At 65.4% G+C, this 15901-nt stretch carries 16 protein-coding genes and 2 tRNA genes; 6 read left to right on the top strand and 12 right to left on the bottom strand.

The window, feature by feature from the left end:
• Nucleotides 1-78 precede the first annotated feature (78 nt).
• The 5 genes from QNO00_RS02995 to QNO00_RS02975 all read right to left on the bottom strand — a co-directional run bounded on the left by QNO00_RS02995 (nucleotide 79) and on the right by QNO00_RS02975 (nucleotide 3727).
• Nucleotides 79-651 (bottom strand): peptide deformylase, encoded by a 573-nt coding sequence (locus tag QNO00_RS02995; RefSeq protein WP_229965390.1) that lies wholly within the window; start codon nucleotides 649-651, stop codon nucleotides 79-81.
• Between the two features lie 66 nt (nucleotides 652-717).
• Nucleotides 718-1875 (bottom strand): acyl-CoA dehydrogenase family protein, encoded by a 1158-nt coding sequence (locus tag QNO00_RS02990; RefSeq protein WP_229965391.1) that lies wholly within the window; start codon nucleotides 1873-1875, stop codon nucleotides 718-720.
• Between the two features lie 188 nt (nucleotides 1876-2063).
• Nucleotides 2064-2139, bottom strand: a tRNA-His gene (locus tag QNO00_RS02985).
• A 142-nt stretch (nucleotides 2140-2281) separates the two neighbouring features.
• Nucleotides 2282-2896, bottom strand: a complete 615-nt coding sequence (orn, locus tag QNO00_RS02980) for an oligoribonuclease (protein ID WP_284015751.1) — start codon at nucleotides 2894-2896, stop codon at nucleotides 2282-2284.
• 123 nt (nucleotides 2897-3019) lie between these two features.
• Complete coding sequence (locus QNO00_RS02975) at nucleotides 3020-3727, bottom strand: hypothetical protein (protein WP_284023580.1); 708 nt, start codon at nucleotides 3725-3727, stop codon at nucleotides 3020-3022.
• Between the two features lie 302 nt (nucleotides 3728-4029).
• Here QNO00_RS02975 and mptB point away from each other — a divergent pair, with 302 nt between their 5' ends.
• A complete protein-coding gene (gene mptB, locus QNO00_RS02970) occupies nucleotides 4030-5568 on the top strand; it encodes a polyprenol phosphomannose-dependent alpha 1,6 mannosyltransferase MptB (RefSeq protein WP_229965393.1) in 1539 nt (512 codons plus the stop codon).
• On the opposite strand, the gene QNO00_RS02965 is transcribed toward mptB, so the two are convergent.
• Nucleotides 5531-6763, bottom strand: coding sequence for a glycosyltransferase 87 family protein (locus tag QNO00_RS02965; protein WP_284023579.1), 1233 nt, complete (start codon nucleotides 6761-6763; stop codon nucleotides 5531-5533). The genes mptB and QNO00_RS02965 overlap by 38 nt on opposite strands.
• Before the next feature lie 153 nt (nucleotides 6764-6916).
• Between QNO00_RS02965 and QNO00_RS02960 the strand changes: the two genes are divergently transcribed.
• The gene (locus tag QNO00_RS02960) at nucleotides 6917-7330 is read left to right on the top strand and encodes a DUF3224 domain-containing protein (RefSeq protein WP_229965395.1); all 414 of its coding nucleotides are present in this window, start codon (nucleotides 6917-6919) and stop codon (nucleotides 7328-7330) included.
• Nucleotides 7331-7358: 28 nt separating this feature from the next.
• Here QNO00_RS02960 and QNO00_RS02955 read toward each other — a convergent pair whose 3' ends face one another.
• The 5 genes from QNO00_RS02955 to QNO00_RS02935 form a co-directional block, all read right to left on the bottom strand.
• Nucleotides 7359-8117, bottom strand: coding sequence for a M50 family metallopeptidase (locus QNO00_RS02955; protein ID WP_284023578.1), 759 nt, complete (start codon nucleotides 8115-8117; stop codon nucleotides 7359-7361).
• Nucleotides 8118-8160: 43 nt separating this feature from the next.
• Nucleotides 8161-8931 (bottom strand): anti-sigma factor, encoded by a 771-nt coding sequence (locus tag QNO00_RS02950; protein WP_284023581.1) that lies wholly within the window; start codon nucleotides 8929-8931, stop codon nucleotides 8161-8163.
• Nucleotides 8915-9484, bottom strand: coding sequence for an RNA polymerase sigma factor (locus tag QNO00_RS02945; protein ID WP_284023577.1), 570 nt, complete (start codon nucleotides 9482-9484; stop codon nucleotides 8915-8917). The genes QNO00_RS02950 and QNO00_RS02945 overlap by 17 nt, the downstream gene beginning before the upstream one ends.
• An 80-nt stretch (nucleotides 9485-9564) precedes the next feature.
• Nucleotides 9565-10236: a class F sortase gene (locus QNO00_RS02940; protein WP_284023576.1), complete on the bottom strand. Its 672-nt coding sequence runs from the start codon at nucleotides 10234-10236 to the stop codon at nucleotides 9565-9567.
• A gap of 185 nt (nucleotides 10237-10421) precedes the next feature.
• Nucleotides 10422-11234 carry a DUF4397 domain-containing protein gene (locus QNO00_RS02935; RefSeq protein WP_284023575.1) on the bottom strand — a complete coding sequence of 271 codons (813 nt, stop codon included), beginning with the start codon at nucleotides 11232-11234 and terminating at the stop codon, nucleotides 10422-10424.
• A gap of 268 nt (nucleotides 11235-11502) precedes the next feature.
• On the opposite strand from QNO00_RS02935, the gene QNO00_RS02930 reads away from it, so the two are divergent.
• From QNO00_RS02930 to ettA, 4 genes are all read left to right on the top strand, one after another.
• Nucleotides 11503-11575 (top strand) — tRNA-Arg (locus QNO00_RS02930).
• A gap of 301 nt (nucleotides 11576-11876) precedes the next feature.
• Nucleotides 11877-12437 (top strand): single-stranded DNA-binding protein, encoded by a 561-nt coding sequence (ssb, locus tag QNO00_RS02925; RefSeq protein ID WP_284023574.1) that lies wholly within the window; start codon nucleotides 11877-11879, stop codon nucleotides 12435-12437.
• The gene (locus QNO00_RS02920; RefSeq protein ID WP_284023573.1) at nucleotides 12434-12937 is read left to right on the top strand and encodes a DUF6993 domain-containing protein; all 504 of its coding nucleotides are present in this window, start codon (nucleotides 12434-12436) and stop codon (nucleotides 12935-12937) included. The genes ssb and QNO00_RS02920 overlap by 4 nt, the downstream gene beginning before the upstream one ends.
• A gap of 214 nt (nucleotides 12938-13151) precedes the next feature.
• Nucleotides 13152-14834 carry an energy-dependent translational throttle protein EttA gene (gene ettA, locus QNO00_RS02915; RefSeq protein WP_229965402.1) on the top strand — a complete coding sequence of 561 codons (1683 nt, stop codon included), beginning with the start codon at nucleotides 13152-13154 and terminating at the stop codon, nucleotides 14832-14834.
• Nucleotides 14835-14924: 90 nt separating this feature from the next.
• Here the strand turns inward: ettA and QNO00_RS02910 are convergent, their stop codons facing one another.
• Complete coding sequence (locus tag QNO00_RS02910) at nucleotides 14925-15815, bottom strand: acyl-CoA thioesterase (RefSeq protein ID WP_229965403.1); 891 nt, start codon at nucleotides 15813-15815, stop codon at nucleotides 14925-14927.
• Between the last annotated feature and the right edge of the window lie 86 nt (nucleotides 15816-15901).

Raw genomic sequence — 15901 nt, 5'->3', positions numbered from 1 at the left:
TTCCCCCCCTCTACGGGCAATCTGGTGCGCTCCCCCGCGGGGTGACGCCCCCCTTCTGCCATTTCGGCGGTTGGTTTCCTAGTGGCCGAACGGATCCGGGTCGACGCCGGGCATCCAGGTCAGCCCCGGAACGTTCCAGCCGTGGGCCTTGATCACCTTGCGGGCCTTGCGGCTCCACCGGTCGTTGAGCTTGTCCACATAGAGTTTGCCGTCCAAGTGGTCGTACTCGTGCTGCAGGACGCGGGCAAACCAGTCGGTGGCCTCGAATTCCACCGGCGCGCCGTTTTCGTCGAAGCCGGAAATCTTCACCCATTCAGCGCGGTTCACGGGGAAATTCTCGCCGGGCACCGACAGGCAGCCTTCAGCGTCCTCTTCGGGGTCCGGGGCGGAGCCGGGAACCTTGGAGGTGATGAGCACGGGATTGACGACGACGCCGCGGTCGGGGGCATCGTCGTCGTTCTGGAAAGCGAAGGTAAAGAGGCGCAGCCCCACGCCCACCTGCGTAGCTGCCAGTCCGACGCCGTTGGCCGCGTCCATGGTTTCGTACATGTCGGCGACCAAGGTGCGCAGTTCGTCGTCGAACTTTTCCACCGGAGCGGCGCGGCGGTGCAGGACGGGTTCGCCGTGGATGACGATGGGACGGACTGTCATGGCTGTCTTTCTGTAGGACGGGCGGTGCTGGTGCTGCAAGAAGTGCGGGTGCGGAAAGCGCGGCGGCTAGGCGGTGATCTGCCGGCCGATGACTTCGCGCATGATCTCGGAGGTGCCGCCGAAGATGGTCAGCAGCCGTGCGGCGAGGAACGCCTGCGCCACCGGGTACTCGAGGATGTATCCGTAGCCGCCGTGCAACTGCAGGCAGCGGTCGGTGATGGACTTGACGCGTTCACTGGCCCAGAGCTTGGCCTTGGCCGCGGAGACGGCGTCCAGCTTTCCCTCGTTGAACGCTCCAATGGCTGAGTCCACGTATGCCTCGGTGACCTCAACCTCGGTGAGGATGTCGGCCAGGGCAAAGCGGCTGTTCTGGAAGTCGGCAACCCGTTCACCGAAGGCGTTGCGGTTCTTCGTGTACTCGACAGTGGCTTCATAGATCTGCCGGGCGACGGCGGAGGAGGCGACGGCGATGGCCAGCCGGCCCTGGGGGAGCTGGCCGGCGGCGTACTCCAGGCCGCGGCCCACTTCGCCGACAAGGTTCCCCTCCGGAACAAGGACGTTGTCGAAGAAAAGCTCGGCGGTGTCCGAGGCTTTCAGCCCCATCTTGTCCAGCTGCCCGCCGGTGACGTAGCCCTCAGTCTTTTCCACCATGAACATGCTGAACGAGTCCCTGCCGCCGCGGCCCGTGCTTCCGTCGGTGCGGGCCAGGACCAGGGACGCATCGCCGCTGATTCCGTTGCCGATGAAGGTCTTCTGGCCGCTCAGGCGCCAGCCGCCGTCGTCGGCGCGGACGGCCTTGGTGCGGATGCCGCGCAGGTCACTGCCGGCACCGGGCTCCGTCCAGGCCACGGAGGTGACCTTGGCGCCGCTGACCATGTCCGGCAGCCAGCGTTCCTTGAGGTCGTCGGAGCCGTAGGCCAGCAGGTGGGGGAGGACCATGTCGTCGTGCAGGTGGAACGCCAGGGCGACCGCGAGGTGGTTGGCTTTCGCGAATTCCTCATCCATTACGGCGCGGAAGCGGTAGTCGGGCATGCCGGCGCCGCCGAACTCTTCCGGAACGGCCAGGCCGAGCAGGCCCTGTTCGCCGGCGGCCGTCCACAGCTGCCGGGGCATCATGTGTTCGGCGTCCCACCGGGCATACCCGGGGGCAACCTCGCGGGCGTTGAATTCCCGGGCGAGGTCGCGGAAAAGCTCATGGTCTTCTTCGAACAAGCTGCGCTCCAAGGCGGCGTCTCCTCATTGGCTGGCCACACTGATTTTCAGCGGCGGTGGCCGGTGGTTCATTGGCTTGCTGCGGCGCTGCGCTGCGGTCGCTGCGGCGGGCCGGAGCACCTCATAACAGTCAAACACAACAAAGGCCGCCCCGAATCAAACCGGGGCGGCCTTTGTGAAGCTGGTCCTGCCAACTTCATTGGGGTGAGTAACGGGGGTTGAACCCGCGACCTCCTGGACCACAACCAGGCGCTCTGCCAACTGAGCTATACCCACCATGTGCCCCGGATAACATATTTCCAAAGTCCAGGCGAGTGGTCTTTGCAAACTCATTTATCTGGGGCAGCGGAATCAAGCTTACACGGTTTTTCGGGTAGTCCTGACCAAGTTCGGGCCGGGTGGCCCAAATGTGACCGAGCTAACCTTTGATGTCCTCGATGATGCCCGCGGCGATCTTCTTGGCTGTGGCCGAGTCCGGTCCCGGAGCCGGCACAAAAACGGCCTGGCGGTAGTACCGGAGTTCGTTGATGGAATCCACGATGTCGCCCAGCGCCCGGTGGTTTCCCGTCTTAGCGGGCGCCTGGAAGTACGCGCGGGGATACCAGCGGCGTGCCAGTTCCTTGATGGTGGAGACATCGATGATCCGGTAGTGCAGGTAATCGATGACCTCGGGCATGTCCCGGGCCAGGAACATCTTGTCAGTGCCTACTGAGTTCCCGGCCAGCTGCGCCTTCTTGGGCTCCGGAACCCACTTGGTGATGTAGTCAATCACCTGGGCTTCCGCCTCAGCCATGGACATGCCGTTCGGCAGTTCATCCAGGAGCTTGGAGGTGGTGTGCATGTTCCGCACAAAGTCACCCATCTGCGCGAGGGCGGCGTCATCGGGACGGATGACGACGTCCACCCCGTCCCCCAGAATATTCAGCTCGGAGTCGGTCACCAGGACTGCCACTTCGATCAGGGCGTCATTCGTGATGTCCAGCCCGGTCATTTCACAGTCAATCCAGACAATGCGTTCATTAGTTATTGGCACAGAACCAATGTACCGCTTGGCTCCGGCAGCGCGCGGCGCGCTGTGTTGCGATGCATGCACCGAAGAATCCGTGCCTTCGGCGGTGCCGGAGGTTCCAAGGCCGGAGGATCAGAAGCTGGAGCGTCAGAGGCCGGAGTGGCTGCGCTGCCTGCGGTCCGGAGAGTCGGCGTCGGGAGCAGCGGGCACGACGACGGCGGAGGCGGCAGCGGCGTTGTGTCGCTGGATCGGGAGCTGGCCGGTTTCGGGCGGGCCGAAGGCGCGTGTCCAGCGGCTTTCCGCGGGCTCCTCGGTGTCGGCTGAGTCCGCAGCAGCCGCAGCAACTCCTGATGCCGTCGGTGCCGTCAGCGTTGCAGCAGCAGGTGCTGCAGGTGTTGCCGGTTCCACAGTCTGGACCGGAGCCGCGGGGGCCGGGGCAGGATCCGCAACGGGGACGGTCACGGCGCCCGAAGGAGTCGACGAGGCGTACCAGACGGCCGCAAAGGCCAGGAGAAGCAAGAGGGCGGATGCGGCAGTGACGGGCCAGTCGACGCCGACCCAAACCATGGCTGTGGCTGCTGTGGCGGTCAGGAAGAAGCCCCAGCCGAGCAGATCGTAATTGATCTGGGCGGGCTTCTGCGAGGGCTTCCGGAAGGGCTTCGGCGCCGCGGAGTCGGTGGCTGCAGGTTTGGAGCGGCGGCCGGAGCTGCGGCGCGGACGCAGTGCCTCGCTGCTGACAGGTCGCAGTGTCGAAACGGGTTCCTCGCTGTCTCCGCGCCTGCGCTGCGGCACCGGAACCTGCGGTCCGTCGTCGTGCTTCTGTCTGTCTTCACTGTCTGCCCGGTGGCGCCCCACAGCCCATACCGCCTTGCGTTGATGATCCAAACGGATGTCGGTGTATGTGACGCACCCCGCATACCTGTGTTCCGGCTCCGGCGCGTCCGCACCATCCCGGATTTGCGCGCTCTGCGATGCTAATATTTGGGCTACTGACGGTCCTCGCCGCGGTGCATCGGTGCTGGTTGTACGGTACCGTCGGCCACGCTGATTTGCTGCTGGTGACTGCAGCTCGTGAAATCCGGCCTTCGCCGTGAAATCAGGCCCGCGCCGCCACGCCGTTGGGTAACCGTACAAACCCAAAGATTGGAACCACGCAGATGACCGCCCAGGTCCCCGCGACCGAGCCTTCGTCTCCGGACACGGAGATCGCGAAAGCCAACAATCCGAACGTCGCGATCATCCAGGGCCTCGTCGGTTCCATCATGATGCTTGCCGGCTCGCTTGGTGTCGGATGGCTGTCCCTGGCTTCCTATGACCTGCGCCGCAACCCGGTGATCATGTGGCTCCGGTTTGAGCCGGAGGGCTCCGTGCTTGCCGTCTTCCTGCTGGCACTGGGCGGCATGCTCCTCGTCCGTTCGTGGCTGAGGCTCGGGCAGCGCATCACGTCCTGGGGGCCGGAAACCCGGCCGGTGGTGCTGAAGGCGATCGTTGCCTGGGGCGGTCCGATGTGCCTGGCACTGCCGCTCTTCAGCCGCGATGTCTTTGCTTACATTGCGCAGGGCCTGGTCATGGTCAGCGGGCTGAATCCGTACAAGGACGGCTATTCGCAGATTTCCAATTATCTGCAGACCGGCGCCGACGATCTGTGGGCGCAGAGCCCCACGCCGTACGGCCCGGTGTTCCTGTGGCTGGAGGAACTCGTCGTCGGCATCACCGACGGCCAGCCGGAGTTCTCGATCCTGCTCTTTCGGCTGATCTCCCTGATCGGTGTGGCGCTGTGCGTCTACTACGTTCCCAAGCTCGCCGAACTGCACAACATCAACCCCAACCGCGCCCTGTGGCTGACGGCGGCCAACCCATTGTTCCTGACCACCTTCATTGCCAGCATCCACAATGACGCCCTGATGATCGGGCTGGCCCTGGCCGGCTTGTACCTAGCCGCCACCAAGCGTGCGCTTCCCGGCATCCTGCTGATCACGCTGTCCATTGGCATCAAGCCGATCACCGTCATCCTGCTGCCCTTCGTGGGCCTGATGTGGGCGGGCAAGGGCGCTTCCTGGCCGCGCAAATTCCTCTACTGGTTCATGACCGCCGGAATCTCCCTGGGCATCCTGTGGATCATGGGCATCGTGAACGGTTTCGGCTTTGGCTGGGTCGGTGCGCTGAGCACTCCCGGCAGCGTCTGGATTTGGTACGCACCGGTCGGCTTCCTCGGCATGCTCGTCGCCACCCTGGGCAATGCCCTCGGCCTTCCCGGCTGGACGTTTGCCGACATCGTGCACACCGTCGGCCGGGTCGTGTCCGTCGTGATCGTGCTCTGGCACATGTTCGTGGGCGAGTACAGCAGGCTGGTGCGCCGTCTGGCCCTGGCGTTTGCCGCCGTCGTCCTGCTCGCGCCGATGATCCAGTCCTGGTACGTGGTGTGGCTGATTCCGCTGTTTGCCGTCACCGGAATCCGCAACGACTGGCAGGTGAAAACGCTTTACCTCCTGGTCTCGTTCTTCATGGTTTACGCGATCAGCGACCAGCTGGACATCTGGCCCTACTTCGACTTCAGCCTCAGCGCCGCCAGGCAGATTGCTGCCGTGACGGCGCTGGGCTTCGCGCTGTATCTGATCTTCCTGGACCGCAAGACGAAGGTCCTCTTCCAGCGAAAGCTTACGGAGCCGTCTCCGGGCGAACTCCGGGTGCGCTGAGGCGGCCGGCGCCGCCTGCCTTGGTCAGGCGGACAATCCGCACCAGCGACCAGACGAAGAGGACCAGCAGCAGGATGTTGCGGACCGTGAGCAGCAGCGCCACAACCACGTTCAGGTCGTTGTACAGCGCAGCGTAGAACATCGGGTAAACCAGTGTGGTCAGCGGAGCGATGACCAGCATCAGGATCGCCGGGACGCGCCAGCTGCGGCCCTCCCAGGCCACTCCGACGGCCACCACGGCGCCCAGCCACAGCATGAACTGCGGCGAACCCACCTTGTTGAACACGATGAATGCGGCCACCAGCGCCAGCGATCCGGCGATGAGCAGCTGCCCGGCGTCGGCTCCCCGGCGCATGGCCCACAGAAGCAGGACGACGACGGCGAGGGCCGCCAGCGCCAGCAGCGGCATCATGAGCGCGGCCACCGGCTCGCCGAGTGCACCGCGGACCTCGCGCGTGTTGATGAGCTTGTCCTCGAAAATGTAGGCATCGGATCCGCCCAGAATCGCCTGCCACAGCCCGGGCGTCGTGAACGGGGCCTCCATCTGCATGCCGCGGGCACCCTGGGCGCCAATGAAGGACAGCAGGTGGGAGATTCCGCCGCCGGCGACCACAACTCCGGCCATGAGAAGGGATACAGCCGCGCCGGTCAGCAGCAGCGTTCCGCGGCGGCGCCAGGTGACCAGGACCGCCAGGATCACCGCCGCCGGCCAGACCTTCATCCAGGTGGCGAACGCCAGCAGGGCCGAAGCCACGACGGGACGCTTGGCCAGCAGCAGCAGCGCGATGACCACCAGAGGTGCCGTAAGGCCGTCCACTCGGCCCACAGCCACCGGGCCCAGCAGCCCGGTGATGAGCAGCCACCAATACGAAGCCGCATAGCGGACCGGGGTTCCCGGCTTGCTCAGAACGGCCACGGCAGCGGCGTTCAGCGCCGTGAAGATGAGGAACCAGACCAGCTGATACGGGCCCCAGCCCAGCACGGCGGCCAGGAGCATGGGAATCAGTGCTCCGATCGGATAGACCCAGTCCGCACTGATGCCCTGCCAAATGCCGTTCTCGATGCCGTCGAAGGCCCACTGCCGGTAGAAGATGATGTCGCTGAGCACGCCGCCGGAGAAAATGAGCGACGACAACGCTGCGAAGAAGACTAAATGGACCACAGCGAAGCAAATCCATAACGATTTGCGGTGCATGAAGCGCTCCTGCAAAGGGGCCAATTTCTGCGACATTCCGGGTGGTTCTCCTTAGGTGATGCAGGTGCCGTGTCCTGTTCGGACACAGCGATAAGGCTACCGGCGGCCGCGCCGCGGCATGCAATCCGCCGTCGGACACGGGATACTGGAAGGATGACCGACGGAACAGAACACGTAATTACGGCAGATTTTGATGTCTCGGAATGGGAACCGACGCCTTATCAGGTGGAAGGAACCAACAGCGAACTCTCCACAGTCCGCGCAGTGAAGATCTTTGAAGGCGACATCCTGGGCACCAGTGTGGCGGACCTGATCATGGCCGGAAACGCCGTCGGCGCCGGCTATGTCTGCTCCGAGGTGTTCGCAGGATCCATTGCCGGGCGGGAAGGCACCATGGTCATCCAGCACTGGGGCGTCGCCGAAGGAACCGCGACCGCCAGCTCCGGCCACATTATTCCCGGCTCCGGCACTGACGGGCTCGCCGGCATCGCCGGGAAGGCCCACTTCACGCAGGAACCCGACGGCCAGCACCGGCTGGAACTGCGGGTGACCCTGCCGGAGGAGTGACCGGGAGATCCGTGGCTCAGCGCAGCGCTCAGGACAACCAGCCGGCCGCGGGGCGGGCCCACCAGAGTGCCGCAGCCACTGACGCCGTGATCACGGCAGCAAACGCTGCCAGCCACAGTGCCGACGGCACGCCGGTGCGCTGATAGAGGATGTAGGCGTCCGAGCTCTGCAGGGACCGCCTGCGCCGGGTGTGGACGCTCAGGACGTTCAGCCAGTCCCGGACGGCGCCCGCCAGGAGGGCAATTCCCACCGCCAGCGTGATGCACGAAACGGCAAAAGGCGTGGCAAACCACACCAGCATCACCGAAACGGCGGCGCAGCCGCAGGCAATCAGCAGACCCTGGGCATTGCGGATGAACAGCAGCGCGGCCAGCAGCACCAGGGCACCGGCGGACAGCGCAAATCCGGCCCAGCCGGAGAAGGCGGCCCAGACCAGGAGCGCGCCGGTAACGGCCGGAACCGGATAGCCCCAGAACCCTGTCCAGGCAGCGGCAAAGCGGCTGCGTCCCATGCTGCGCATCTGCCCGGAATGATCGAATCGCAGCTCGATGCCCTTCACCACCTGCCCGGTCATCAGGGCGGCAAACGCATGCCCGAGCTCGTGGACGAACGTCACGAACAGGCCGAACCAACGCCACACGGGCCGGGGAACGGTGAGTGCCGCAGCGGCGGCGGCGATCAGGAGCAGGACCGGCCAAGCGACCTCCAGGGGAGCGCCGCGCGAAAAACCGTCAGCGACCTTGGACCACCACTGCGTTATGACGGATCCGACAGTACCGAAATCCACTAAAGAACCACATCCACTAAAAACGTCCCCCAAGAAGCATGAACTAAAGATCCAGCTGTCCGCGCAGGATTGAATTCCCGGAGTGCGCGGGGTCGCCGTCGAACGGCTCGTCCGAAATATCCACCACCGGATAGCGGTTCAGATCCAGGTCGGCGGGCAGCTCAAAACGCCCTTCGGTGCCTGCCATCGCGCCGAGACTGACCATCGACTGCGCGTCGGGTGCCAGGAGCCAGACCTCCCGGTAGCCCTGGGCGGCGTCGCTGCCGGAGGTCACCACGAGTTCGCGCCGGCCGTCCGGCAGCTGATCCACGACGGCGCTGCCCGTCTCGGAGTAGGACGCGAGGGGTGCCAGGTCCGCCGAAGCAACCGGTTCGGGGCCGGGCAACGAATCCACTGTGCGCAGCGCACCCCAGGTCCCTGCTCCGGCGACGACGACGGCGGCTGCCGCAGCGGCCAGCCAAGTGACGGTGCGCCGGCGCCGGGCAGCGGCAAGGGACGGCACTGGGGAGGACAGCGGGTCTTCCCGCAGCTCTTCGTCGAGGTTGAGCGCCTGGTGAATGCCTGCCCACACGGAGGGTGCCGGAGGTTGCAGGGCCGCATCGGAGGGGTCCTCCCGTTCCGGCGGCGCATAGGCCGGCTGCCGGCCGCTGCCGGATTCCTGGGTGCTTGTCCGGCGGGCAGCGGTAACCACCCGGGAGAAGGAACCAAAATCGGCCCGGCATCGCGGGCACTGTTCCAAGTGGGCGGTTTCCTCGTCGGTGGCGGGCTCACCCAACGCCAGGAGGGTGAGCGCGTCATCAGGCAGGTGCTGCATCACTGACCTCCAATCTTTGCCTCAGATGAACGAGGCTTCGGCGTATATGGCTCTTAACGGTCCCCAGCGGCAGTTCGAGCCGGTCGGCAATCTGCTGGTGGGTCAGGTCCTCGTGGAAAGCCAGTCGGAGGATTGAGCCCTGCGGTTCGCCGAGCCGGTCCAGTTCCGCATCGATGACCACCTTGTCGGCAACCCGATCCGGATTGCCGACACCGTCGTCGGCTTCTTCCCGGCGCTGGGAGGCCGCGGTCTCCCAGACGTTCGCCTCGCGGATCCGTGAGGCGCCCATGCCGAGGGCCACATTGCGGGTAATGCCGACCAGCCAGGACAGGAGACCGGACAGTTCGGGGGAGTAGCTGGCACGGTATTTCCATGCCCGAATGAAGACTTCCTGCACGACGTCGTCAGCGGCAGCAGAATCAGCCAGGCGCCGGAGCGCGAGCGAGCGGATCAGGGGAGCGAACCGGCGGTAGGCCTCAGCGAGGGCCGTCTGGCTGCCGGAGGCGAAGGCGCGGTCAAGGGCCGCGTCCTGCTCAACGGAACCGGCTGGCATCGAGTGCGGTCTCCTGGTCTCGGGAATCCGGTCCAATGCGGCGCGGCCATCCGGCCCGCCCCTCGGATCGGCAGTTTTGCCTATGATACCGGTGCCGCTGTCAGGACCACGTTATCTTCGTAGTCATCCTGTGCCTCCAGCCACTGTCCGCCGCAGGTGACGAGTTTCAGCCGCGGTTCTCCCGTGCGGTCAAAAAGTCGATGGCCGTCCAGGCTTTTCTTGGCGATGTGGTCCACACCTTCGGCGGCGTACCGCAGCACTGAACCGTCCTCCCGGGTGACGGTTACGACGGTTCCTGCGGGCACGTCCTTGAGTCCGGCGATCGGCAGCTGCTCGGTGCGCGAATCCACGTGTGCGGCGAGGACGCTGGAGCCTTCTTCCGCACCGGGTGCGGGACCGTAGCGGTACCACGCGGCTTGGTCGTGGTTGTCCGGCAGGGCCATTGCACCGTTTGCCTCCACTCCTCCCGGAATGACCTCAAGGTCAATTCCCGTTCCTTCCACCTGAACGCGCACCGGACGCGGGATGCTGACGGCGGGTTCCGGAACTGCCGGGCGGATGTCGATTGGAGCGGCCGCGGTTGGAGTGGCCGCGGTTGGGGACGGGGCGGGCGATGCGGGGGCGGCGGCAGGAGGGGCCGACGTCGGCTCGTCAGCCGCTTCCTGGCCACAGGCTGTGGAGCCGGCGACTAACGCGGCCGCGAGTGCAGCACCGGCCCACAGACGGCGGCGGCTGGGTGCGGGTCGGGTCATTCTGGGAACCTTTCGGAGCTGTGCTGCGGGGACTGGGGGTTTGCAGAGCGGGGCCAGCGGAACCGGCGGCCGGCAAATGGATCCGCCGGCGGCCCGGCCCCGCTGCTGTTGTTCCGGGGTTGGTTCCCGGACATAAATCCCGGGGCATGAGATTCCCGTGTGCCTTGGAACCCCGGGTGCCGCTGCTACCGGCGGGAAGCGGCCGCTGTACTGCTGCGGCGCACCGCCACGGCGGCGCCGGCCAAAAGCATCACCGCAATGCCTCCGGCTGCGAGGGCCTGGCCGTCGTTCGACGTGGCCAGCGCACCCGGCACCGCGTTCGGCGCCGACTCCATGCCGTGAACGGTCTGGGATGCGAGGGCGAGGTTTCCGTCCGCCAGCGAACCCCAGGCGTAAACAAACGTATGCGTGCCTTCGGGCAGCGTCAGGTCTGCCGGACCGATAACCGGCTCGGTGGTTCCCGCGGCCGCCACTGAAGCCGAGATGGTTCCGGCGTCGACCGCCAGAGTCTCTTCACCCGGATTCTCCAGCCCGCTGATCACGGGAGAACCGCCCGCCAGGACGTCGACGGCGGGAGCCGCCGCGGTGTGCCGGACCGTCAGGTGCGACTTGCCCGGAGCCACAGTGGAGAGGTCATTGGTGTAGAAGTTTGCGGTGGGGGCTCCGGACGCGTCGAGGTTGGCAACGGCGGTGTAGTTTCCGCCGGCGGCCAGGTCCACGGTCACTGGTCCGATGATTGGCGCGGAGGCGTCAGCGGCGTCAGGGGCGGTGATGGCCAGCTCGTAGCTGCCGCCGGCCAGGTCGAGGGGACCGGCGAGGGTTCCGGGGGTGAAATCGTCGAGGGTGAGTGCCCCGTTGACGTACACATCAACCGTGGTGTCGGGTACAGCATGCAGGACGGAGAGCTGGGCGGTGTCCGCTGCTGCAGCAGGGGTCAGGAATCCGACTCCGGCAGTCAAGCCTGCTGCTGCTGCAAGGGCGGTGACGGTCTTACGCATGGTGTCTCCTTGGTAGTCTTCTCCGCCGGTCGGCGAAGATGTGGTGTTGCTTACACCTCCTCTACTTGTGGAGACAGGTCTTTGGATGCAGCTGCCCGGAAATTCTTGCCGGCTGGATCACTAGCCGGCTGATCTCTAAGAGGGGAGCGGGAGCCCACTGCGGTGAATCCGGAAGGCCGTGTGGTTGTCGAACCCGGACCGGCCCTGCAGCGGAGCCGGCACGCTGCGTCGCTGTATCACCGGCGCTGCGTAGTATCATCGACAGGTCGCCTCCGTAGCTCAGGGGATAGAGCAGGAGCCTTCTAATCTCTTGGTCGCAGGTTCGAATCCTGCCGGGGGCACTCATTGGCCGATGTCCCAACTTGCAGTGCACCGCTGCCGGTTGGGGCGTCGGCCTTTTTCTTTTAAGTTCTCACCTCCCGCTCCCAAGCCGCGGTTCCGCACCGCAAGACCGGAACCCACTGCACGGGCAAGAGTCCTCCACAGCCACTCGTACCCGGCCGGACCCGGCCGGCAATCCACAATTGCCGGCGCCGGGGCCCCGCTGGCGGCCTGCCGAAGCCAGACTTTTCCGTGCGGGCGGAACCCGTCCGGTTCAGGATTTCACTTACGGGAATCACTCAGAGGCAGGCAGGGAACAGCATGAGCGACACCATCACCGTCCGCGGCTATGTAGCCACGGAGGTCCGGAGCACCACCGCCGACAGCGGACTCGCCATTGCAGGATTTCGGATGTGCACCACGGAGCGGCGTTATGACCGTGAAGCCGGAAGCTGGGTTGACGGCCAAACCAATTGGTATTCCGTCAGTTTGTTTCGGCAGCTGGCAACAAACTCGGCGTTCAGCATTCACAAGGGAGACCGCGTGATCGTGACCGGGCGGCTGAAAGTCCGTCAGTGGGCGCTGGACGACGGACGCAGCGGCACCACCGTCGATATCGATGCCGAGAGCGTCGGCCACGACTTGATGTGGGGAACCGCCAACTACCGGCGCAACGTCCAGGACCGCGCCGCAGCCAATGCCTCCGCCGGGGAAGAACCGGCAACTGATGACCTTCCCGCGGACCTGGACCTGGAGACCGGGGAGCTTGCCGGTGCAGCCGGTGATGGAGACACCACTCATGAGGACGCAGGCGGAGGCCCCGACGACCCGTTCGTCGTCGCTGAGGCATCCGGGCGGGGGCATGGCACAATGAGCGGATGATTCCCGCACGCCGTACCGGCAGGCTTTCCCGGTTGACCCTCACCGTTTTGCTGGCCGGATCCGCGGCGCTGCTTGCTCCGGCCGCGGTCCCGGCAGCGCCGGCGGTTGCGGAGCCCTCAGCTGTTCCAGCTCCTGCAGGGCACCCGGATGTTGCAGCGTCATCCGCGATGCAGGCTGACGGAGCGCTGAACACAGGGATCCCCGTGGTTTCAGAGGTGCCTGCCGACAGCCTGACGGCGTCCCTGACAGCGCTCGCCGCTTCGCAGCCCAGCCCCGGTGCGAAAGCGGTGCGCCAGGCTTTCGGTGCGGCTGGCTTCCCCGAAGACTCCGTGGAGGTCTCCCTGGACATCACGCCCACCGGTCTTGCCGTGGATTCCATTCGCGGCGCAACGGTGAGCGAGGGTGAATGCCTCTTCGGCGAGGTGCGTGACGGAAAGGTTGCCGTTACCGTTCTTCCGGTGCTGGACTCGGGATTCTGCTTTGTGGGGGATCAGCGCTAAGACCCTTGTTTGTGAGGTCAGTGCTAAGACCCTTGCCAGGTTCGACGGCTAGCCGTTGGCATCCCCTGGTCCTGGTGCGCGGCCGGCTCGCCTGCTCCGTCGCCCGGCTCGCCCCCCGCCCGGATGCCCCCGCCCGCCCGCCCAGCCGGCCCGGAGCGTGGGCGGGTCGGGCCCAAATGGCACTTATTGCCGTTGACGCACTAGCCTTGGTTGTATGGCGGAATTTATCTACACGATGACCAAGGCCCGCAAGGCCGTTGGCGACAAAGTTATCCTCGACGACGTAAGCATGTCCTTCTACCCCGGTGCCAAGATCGGCGTGGTGGGTCCCAACGGTGCGGGTAAGTCCACCATCCTCAAAATCATGGCCGGACTGGATACCCCTTCCAACGGTGAGGCCCGGCTCAGCGCCGGCTACTCCGTGGGCATCCTGCTCCAGGAGCCGCCGCTGAATGAGGAAAAGACCGTACTCGGCAACGTCCAGGAGGGCGTTGGCGAGATCTATGCGAAAATCCAGCGGTTCAACGAAATTTCAGAAGCAATGTCCGAGCCGGACGCTGACTTTGACAGCCTGCTGGACGAAATGGGCAAGCTGCAGGAAGCCATTGACGCTGCCGATGCCTGGGATATTGATTCCCAGCTCGAGCAGGCCATGGACGCGCTGCGCTGCCCGCCGCCCGAAGCCGACGTCACACTTCTCTCCGGTGGTGAGCGCCGCCGCGTAGCGCTGTGCAAGCTTCTGCTGCAGAAGCCGGATCTGCTGCTCCTCGATGAGCCCACTAACCACTTGGACGCAGAGAGCGTTCTCTGGCTCGAGCAGCACCTGTCGGCTTACCACGGCGCCGTCCTGGCCGTGACCCACGACCGGTACTTCCTGGACCATGTTGCCCAGTGGATCGCCGAAGTGGACCGCGGACATCTTTACCCGTACGAGGGCAACTACTCCACGTACCTGGAAAAGAAGCGGGCACGACTGGAGGTCCAGGGCAAGAAGGACCAGAAGCTGGCCAAGCGCCTCACCGAGGAGCTGGACTGGGTCCGTTCCAATGCCAAGGGGCGCCAGACCAAGTCCAAGGCCCGTCTGGCCCGGTACGAGGAAATGGCTGCCGAGGCAGACCGCACCCGCAAGCTGGACTTCGAAGAAATCCAGATTCCGCCGGGCCCGCGCCTGGGCTCCCTGGTGCTGGAAGCCAAGGACCTGCAGAAGGGCTACGGCGACCGCCAGCTCATCGAGGGCTTGTCCTTCTCGCTGCCGCGCAACGGCATCGTTGGCGTGATCGGTCCGAACGGTGTGGGTAAGTCCACGCTGTTCAAGACGATCGTCGGCCTGGAAGAGCTCGACGGCGGTGAGCTGAAGATCGGCGAGTCCGTCAAGATCTCCTACGTTGACCAGTCCCGCGGCGGCATCGATCCGGAAAAGAGCCTGTGGGAGGTTGTGTCCGATGGCCACGACTGGATCCAGGTTGGCCAGGTCGAAATGCCGTCCCGTGCCTACGTTTCCGCGTTCGGCTTCAAGGGCCCGGACCAGCAGAAGAAGGCCGGTGTGCTCTCCGGTGGTGAGCGCAACCGCCTGAACCTGGCAATGACGCTGAAGCAGGGCGGAAACCTGCTTCTGCTCGATGAGCCCACTAACGACCTCGACGTCGAAACGCTCTCCAGCCTGGAGAACGCCCTGCTGGAATTCCCCGGCTGCGCCGTGGTGGTCTCTCACGACCGGTGGTTCCTGGACCGCGTGTCCACCCACATCCTGGCCTACGAGGGCACCGAAGAGAACCCCGCGAACTGGTACTGGTTCGAGGGTAACTTCGAGGCCTACGAGCAGAACAAGATCGAGCGCCTGGGGCCGGATGCAGCCAAACCGCACCGGGTCACCCACCGCCGTCTGACGCGCGACTAGGCAGAACCCGGTTCGTGCCTGCGAACTGAAAGAAGCTAAAAAGAACCCGCTCCGTGCAAACGGAGCGGGTTCTTTGCATCTGGTGAAACCCTAGGGCTGGTCGGGAACCCGGACCATGCCTTCCTGGGCGACGGTGGCGACGAGCTCGCCGGCCCGGTTGAAGATCCGGCCGCTGGCCAGGCCGCGGGCGCCGGAGGCGCTGGGGGATTCCTGGACGTACAGCAGCCAGTCATCCACGCGCAGCGGGCGGTGCCACCACATGGCGTGGTCGAGGCTGGCGATGGACATGCCCCGGGCGGACCAGGCCAGCCCGTGCCGGCGCAGGACCGATTCGAGCAGCGTGTAGTCGCTGGCGTAGGCCAGGGCGGCGCGGTGCAGGTTCTGATCATCGGGCAGCGGGCCGAAGGACTTCATCCAGACGGCGTTGCGGGCAACCTTGTCCGGTCCTGCCTCGAAATACACGGGCTTTTCCACGTGCCGGATATCCATCGGCCGCTGGTGGGACCAGGCCTTGGCCACCGGATGATCAATGCCCTTCAGCAGCTCCGCCGTGGTGGGCAGGGACTCCGGCTCCGGAATACCCTCCGGCATCTCCACCTGGTGATCCAGCCCCTCGCCGGGCACCTGGAAGGACGCGATCATGGACAGGATGGGAACGCCGTTCTGATAGGCATGCGTTCTGCGGGCCGAAAATGAGCGGCCGTCGCGCAGCCGCTCGACACCGAAGGTGATGGGAACCTCCGTGTCTCCGGGGCGCAGGAAATAGGCGTGCATGGAGTGCATCAGGCGGTCGGGCTCCACCGTGTGGGTAGCGGCAACCAGCGACTGTCCCAGGACCTGTCCGCCGAAGACCCGCTTCTGCGGTTCCGGCCGTGATCCGCCGACAAAACTGTCCTCGTCCGTCTGCGTGCCGTCCGCAGGGCTGAGGGTCAGCAGACTCAGCAGGGAAGCAGTGGGATCGACGGTGTCGTCTAGCGCCATGGGGGGTTATTCTCCTCGGAAAAGCTCAGATGTAGGGGCCGCGTGGGTGCCGGTTCCCTCTTCGAGATTAGACGCCCCGCCGACAA

This window comes from Arthrobacter sp. zg-Y1219 (genome assembly GCF_030125545.1).
Lineage (GTDB): Bacteria > Actinomycetota > Actinomycetes > Actinomycetales > Micrococcaceae > Arthrobacter_B.
This window is presented reverse-complemented; position numbering and strand designations above follow the sequence as displayed.

What these genes read in the sequence shown, in the direction of transcription:
- QNO00_RS02995 (WP_229965390.1), bottom strand. Translation starts at nt 651, where the DNA reads ATGACAGTCCGTCCCATCGTCATCCACGGCGAACCCGTCCTGCACCGC.
- mptB (WP_229965393.1), top strand. Translation starts at nt 4,030, where the DNA reads ATGACCGCCCAGGTCCCCGCGACCGAGCCTTCGTCTCCGGACACGGAG.
- QNO00_RS02965 (WP_284023579.1), bottom strand. Translation starts at nt 6,763, where the DNA reads ATGCACCGCAAATCGTTATGGATTTGCTTCGCTGTGGTCCATTTAGTC.
- QNO00_RS02960 (WP_229965395.1), top strand. Translation starts at nt 6,917, where the DNA reads ATGACCGACGGAACAGAACACGTAATTACGGCAGATTTTGATGTCTCG.
- QNO00_RS02950 (WP_284023581.1), bottom strand. Translation starts at nt 8,931, where the DNA reads ATGCAGCACCTGCCTGATGACGCGCTCACCCTCCTGGCGTTGGGTGAG.
- QNO00_RS02945 (WP_284023577.1), bottom strand. Translation starts at nt 9,484, where the DNA reads ATGCCAGCCGGTTCCGTTGAGCAGGACGCGGCCCTTGACCGCGCCTTC.
- QNO00_RS02940 (WP_284023576.1), bottom strand. Translation starts at nt 10,236, where the DNA reads ATGACCCGACCCGCACCCAGCCGCCGCCGTCTGTGGGCCGGTGCTGCA.
- QNO00_RS02935 (WP_284023575.1), bottom strand. Translation starts at nt 11,234, where the DNA reads ATGCGTAAGACCGTCACCGCCCTTGCAGCAGCAGCAGGCTTGACTGCC.
- ssb (WP_284023574.1), top strand. Translation starts at nt 11,877, where the DNA reads ATGAGCGACACCATCACCGTCCGCGGCTATGTAGCCACGGAGGTCCGG.
- QNO00_RS02920 (WP_284023573.1), top strand. Translation starts at nt 12,434, where the DNA reads ATGATTCCCGCACGCCGTACCGGCAGGCTTTCCCGGTTGACCCTCACC.
- ettA (WP_229965402.1), top strand. Translation starts at nt 13,152, where the DNA reads ATGGCGGAATTTATCTACACGATGACCAAGGCCCGCAAGGCCGTTGGC.
- QNO00_RS02910 (WP_229965403.1), bottom strand. Translation starts at nt 15,815, where the DNA reads ATGGCGCTAGACGACACCGTCGATCCCACTGCTTCCCTGCTGAGTCTG.